Annotated in this window: 5 protein-coding genes; 4 read left to right on the forward strand and 1 reads right to left on the reverse strand. The window is 68.9% G+C overall.

The genetic code is table 11. The features are described from left to right. From ACDELDRAFT_RS19320 to ACDELDRAFT_RS19330, 3 genes are all read left to right on the forward strand, one after another. Nucleotides 1-619 (forward strand): ketopantoate reductase family protein (locus ACDELDRAFT_RS19320; RefSeq protein WP_005799720.1); only part of this gene is annotated, 619 nt, incomplete at its 5' end. Continuing rightward, nucleotides 616-1320 (forward strand): VanZ family protein, encoded by a 705-nt coding sequence (locus tag ACDELDRAFT_RS25435; RefSeq protein ID WP_005799721.1) that lies wholly within the window; start codon nt 616-618, stop codon nt 1318-1320. The genes ACDELDRAFT_RS19320 and ACDELDRAFT_RS25435, both read left to right, overlap by 4 nt. 978 nt (nt 1321-2298) lie before the next feature. After that, nucleotides 2299-2808 carry a thermonuclease family protein gene (locus ACDELDRAFT_RS19330; RefSeq protein WP_005799722.1) on the forward strand — a complete coding sequence of 170 codons (510 nt, stop codon included), beginning with the start codon at nt 2299-2301 and terminating at the stop codon, nt 2806-2808. On the opposite strand, the gene ACDELDRAFT_RS19335 is transcribed toward ACDELDRAFT_RS19330, so the two are convergent. Further along, entirely contained in the window at nt 2780-3712 is a 933-nt protein-coding gene (locus tag ACDELDRAFT_RS19335) for a DHH family phosphoesterase (protein ID WP_005799723.1), read from the reverse strand. The genes ACDELDRAFT_RS19330 and ACDELDRAFT_RS19335 overlap by 29 nt on opposite strands. A gap of 349 nt (nt 3713-4061) precedes the next feature. Here ACDELDRAFT_RS19335 and ACDELDRAFT_RS19340 point away from each other — a divergent pair. Further along, on the forward strand, nt 4062-4733 hold a 672-nt coding region (locus tag ACDELDRAFT_RS19340), incomplete at its 3' end, for a pseudouridine synthase (RefSeq protein ID WP_005799724.1).

Below are 4733 nucleotides of genomic sequence, written 5' to 3' on the forward strand. Positions count from 1 at the left end.
AAACGGCGTGGACAACGCCGAGCGCCTGCAGGCCGTCATCGGCCGCCCCGTCATCCCGGCCGTGGTGTACGTGGCCACCGAAATGGTGGCGCCCGGCCATGTGCGCCACCACGGGCGCGGCGAACTGGTGCTGGCCACCGCCCCCGCCAGCCCCGGCATTGCGGCCACCTTCGGCGCTGCCGGCGTGCCCGTGCAGGTATCGGACAACGTGGCGGGCGCCCTGTGGGCCAAGCTGGTGCTCAACTGCGCCTACAACGCGCTCTCGGCCATCACGCGCCTGCCCTACGGCGCCCTCATGGACAGCCCGGGCCTGCCCGTGCCGCAGGTGATGCGCGACATCGTGCAAGAGTGCCTGCAGGTGGCACAGGCCACCGGCGTTGCGCTGCCGCCCGACACCCTCGACGCCGTGCTGCGGCTGGCGGCCACCATGCCCGCGCAGATGTCCTCCACCGCACAGGACCTGGCGCGCGGCAAGCGCAGCGAAATCGACCACCTCAACGGTTTCATCGTGCGCCGGGGCGAGGCGCTAGGCATTGCCACACCCGTCAACCGACTGCTGCACACGCTGGTGCGCCTGCTCGAAAAAGACCTGCCAGCCACGCCAGGCGGTGCCGCATGAAGCGCGCAGCACCCACCCGACCCGGGCTGCAGCGGGGCCTGGCCTGGGGTTTTTGGTCGTTGGCACTGTGCGTCGCCGTGCTGTCGCTGCTGCCGACGGCCTATCTGCCGCCGCAGGTTTTCAGCCTGTGGGACAAGGCCCAGCACGCCCTGGCCTTCACTGCGCTGGCCACCTTGGGCCTGCTGGCCTATCCGCGGCGACCCTGGCGCGTGCTTGCCGTGCTGCTGGCATTTGGCGGCGCCATTGAGCTGGCGCAGGCAGCCACCGGCTGGCGCTATGGCGAATGGGCCGACTGGCTGGCCGATGCCGTCGGGCTGGCCGCGGGCAGTGCGCTGGCGTGGCACCCCCGGCGCCGGATGGCCCTGTCGGGCACCGTGGCCGCCGGCCCTACGACAGCCTCCACAACCTCGGCAGCCGCCACCAACGCCCCCCTGACGCCCCTCGGTTCTTTGGCTGATCGCCGGGGCACCGGAGCGCCACGCAGGCGCGCGGAGAGAGGGAAGCGCCGAAGACACACTTGCCTCGATGGCGCACAGCCCGACCACCCAGCAGGGCTGGGCGCATGCGGACTCCAGCATGCGGCCACCGGGGCGCGGTGGCGCCCGGCCGGGTGGGGCAGGCCCCGGGGTTCTTGCAACTCCGCCCCACTTGCCCACACCTTTCAGGTTATGCCCGCCCAATGTGCAACACCCTGTGGATAAGCCATTGCAGAAGCCGCAATACCCGCGCCAGCATTGGGTTTGCAGGCGGTGCTGTTTTTTTGTGCAGGCGACGGTGCAACACGCCCCGCGTCGGCGCGAACCTCAGCCCGCGGCCACCTGCGGCGGAATTTTTACTATTCTTTGGATAGCAAACAACCTTTGTTTTATAAGCACATCAGGCATTTCTGGCACAGAAAATGCCATCGCACCGCATTGGGCGCCCATGAACCTCTGCGCCCGCCCTCCCCCCACCCCCGCATGCGCCAGGGCACCCGATGGGGTTATGCCCACGCTCTGTGGGCTGGTCTGTGGAAAACCCCTGGCATAACCCGCGAAAGCCGCGCCAGCACTGGGCCGGAACGCGCTGCCCATTGTTTGGGCACAACGGCGGCGTCGCGCCGGGCAGATCGCGCCGACAGCGACGGAAGAGGTCGGTGCCAGAAAGGAACGGGAGCAGCCCCCCGGCCAGGCGCCCCAGCAATCACGCAGCTTCGTCGCTTTTGTGGTGCCCGGAAGAATGCGGGGCCAGTCTGCGTCTGACGGGTGGGAGTTGCACCGCAACCGGCCCGGCCCGGCCCGGCATGGCATGGCATGGCATGGCATGGCTCGGCTTGGCTTGGCTTGGCTTGGCTTGGCTTGGCTTGGCTTGGCTTGGCTTGGCTTGGCTTGGCTTGGCTTCAAGACGCCCGCTGGGGTGTTCAGCGAAACGGTTGCATCGATCGGTTGAACCCGCCACCAATTTCCATCCAGCCCCACCCACCTCCCGTTTTCGGCCTGCCCGCAACGCATCGCCGTGGCGAACTGCGCCGCCCACCCTGTCGGCTGGCCGGTGGCGAAACCCGAGCGGCCACCGCAACCCGACCCGTCCCATGCCCGCTGCGCTGCACAACCTGCAACTGAGCCAACGCCAACGCCTATAGTCGCGTCTTCCCCGTCCGCCATGAGCGGCCCGCCATCGCACCCCGACCCACTGCACCCGTGCCTGTTTCCGCCCTGCTCTGCCTGGTCGTCGCCATCAGCGACGGCGACACCCTCACCGCCCGTTGCGGCGCGCCTGGCGCCTACCAGGCCGTCAAAGTGCGCATCGCGGCCATCGATGCACCCGAGCGCAAACAGGCCTGGGGACTGCGCTCCCGGCAGCAACTGGCGCAGCTGTGCTTTCGGCAACGCGCCACACTGCAGCCGCTGGACCGCGATGCCTACGGGCGCATGGTGGCGAATGTACGCTGCGGCGGCACCGACGCCGCGTCGGCGCAGGTCAGCGCGGGGATGGCATGGGTGTACACACCGTATGCCAGCCACCACCCGCACCTGGCGCCACTGCAGCAGCAGGCGCGTGCCAGCGGCAGGGGGCCCTGTGGGCGCAGCCAGGCCCCTGCCGCCGTGGGTCTATCGGCACCGGCACCAGCGCTGAACGCCTGCGCAACCGCCAGGGCGGCGTTGCGCGCCGTGGCGGCCCTCAGTCGGTTGCGGGGGGCTGGGCGTTGAACACGCCGCTGAGCAGCTCGGTCAACCGATCGGCACCCATCTTGAAGCCGCAGGCCTGCGCATGGCCGCCGCCGCCCATGCTTTCGGCCAGGGCAATGCAGTCGAAATTGCGCTGCGAACGCAGCCCCACCTTCACGCCCTTGGCGCCTGCGCTCCACATCAGTGCAAACGTGCCTGTCTGGGCCGACAGCATGTCGCCGACCAGGCTGTGGAACATGCCGGGGGCGTTCACCATCAGGCCTTCGACGCCGTTGAACACCAGCGGCTGCGCGCCTTCGGCAAGGTCGGCGGCCAACTTGCGGTATTTTTCGTCCATCGCAGCGCCCCGGGCCATGAAGGCCGTGAGCTGCTCGGGTGTGAAAGCCGCAATCTGCTGCCAGCGCGCAAACTCTTGCGGCTCCATGTCGAGGGCCGACAGAAAGCCCGCGCTTTCGGGAAATTCCCACTTCCAGATGTCGCGGTCCTCGATGTATTTCAACAGGGCCGGAACGGGCTGGCCGGGGTGGAAGAACTCCCACGCCAGGCGCGCCCCCGACTTGTCCATGTCGAAGTGCACCACGCCACAGCGGCAGGCAAACCCCGTGAGCTTTTCCGCGGCGCTCTTGTGGTGGTCGAGCATGACAAGCTTGGCGGCGCGCTCTTCGATGGCGCGCAGCACATCGGCCGCAAACGAAAAATCGAGAATGTAGACGGCTCGGCCCTCCACGGGGGGAAGGTCGTCCACCGAACGGACATCGCCGTGGTCAAGCCCGCGGTATTCGGCACCGTCGCCGTAGTAGAGCCAGGCGGCCAGGGCGGCGCCGAAGCCGTCGGGACAATTGCGCCCATGGTAGAGGACCAGCGGCGCAGGGTCGGCCCTATCGGGGCCCACGAGCAATTGCAGAGGAAGAATGGTTTTGTTCATTGCCCACGATTGTCGCGCGTTGCCCCGTCGCCTGTCGGCGGCAGCGCGCCGCCATGCGCCCAACGCCCGCCGCTGGCGGCATGCAGCGCGCCTTTCTTCGGATGACAAGCAGAAGCAATGGCGATATATTGCGCCGCACTCGGCACGGTGCCATCGCCGCAAGCCCTTTGCGTGCCGGAGCCCGCTGGCGCTGGTTTCGAGCCCGACTTCCCCGCGCCCCCTGCGCCCCTTCCTTTCAGCCACCCATGCCCATTGCACAACAGACAGGTTCGCGGTTGCCCGCCGCCGCGCACCCGCTGAGCGGACGCATGCCGCGCCCCACGTCCTGTGTGGCAGGCTGAGCCCCGCCATGTCTGGCCTGCACATCCTCTGGCGCGACGAGCATCTGGTCGCGGTCTACAAACCCGCCGGCTGGCTGGTGCACCGCACGGGCCTGGACGCAGGCGAAACGCGCTTCGTGATGCAGGCCCTGCGTAACCAGCTGGGCCAGCACGTATTCCCCGTGCACCGGCTCGATAAAGGCACCTGCGGCGTGTTGGTGATGGCCTTGCACAGTGACGCGGCGCGCGCTCTGTCGCAGGCGTTCGAGCAGCAGGCGACCACCAAGCGCTATCTGGCCCTGGTGCGCGGCTGGGCGCCCGCACGCGCCGAGGTGGACCACGCCCTCAAGCCCGACGACGCCCCCGCGCATGCGCCCGTGCAAGACGCCCACACCCGCTTTCGCCGCCTGGCGCAGCTCGTGCTGCCCGAGCCGAGCGATGCGCGTTTTGCCACCACGCGGGCATCGCTGGTCGAGGCCGTGCCCACCACGGGGCGGCGCCACCAGATCCGCCGCCATCTCAAGCACTTGGCCCACCCCATCATCGGTGATGCCACCCATGGCAAGGGCCCGCTCAACCGCTGGTGGGCCGAGCGGCTGGGGCACCAGCGGCTGTGGCTGCACGCATGGCAGTTGACCGTGCCCCATCCCGTGACAGGCGCGCGCCTGACGCTGGACAGCGGCCTGCAACTGCCCGCATGT

The organism is Acidovorax delafieldii 2AN (assembly GCF_000175235.1).
Classification (GTDB): domain Bacteria; phylum Pseudomonadota; class Gammaproteobacteria; order Burkholderiales; family Burkholderiaceae_C; genus Acidovorax; species Acidovorax delafieldii_B.

Excerpts from the sequence above, each read along its gene's own strand:
- ACDELDRAFT_RS25435 (WP_005799721.1), top strand. The coding sequence starts at position 616 with ATGAAGCGCGCAGCACCCACCCGACCCGGGCTGCAGCGGGGCCTGGCC.
- ACDELDRAFT_RS19335 (WP_005799723.1), bottom strand. The coding sequence starts at position 3,712 with ATGAACAAAACCATTCTTCCTCTGCAATTGCTCGTGGGCCCCGATAGG.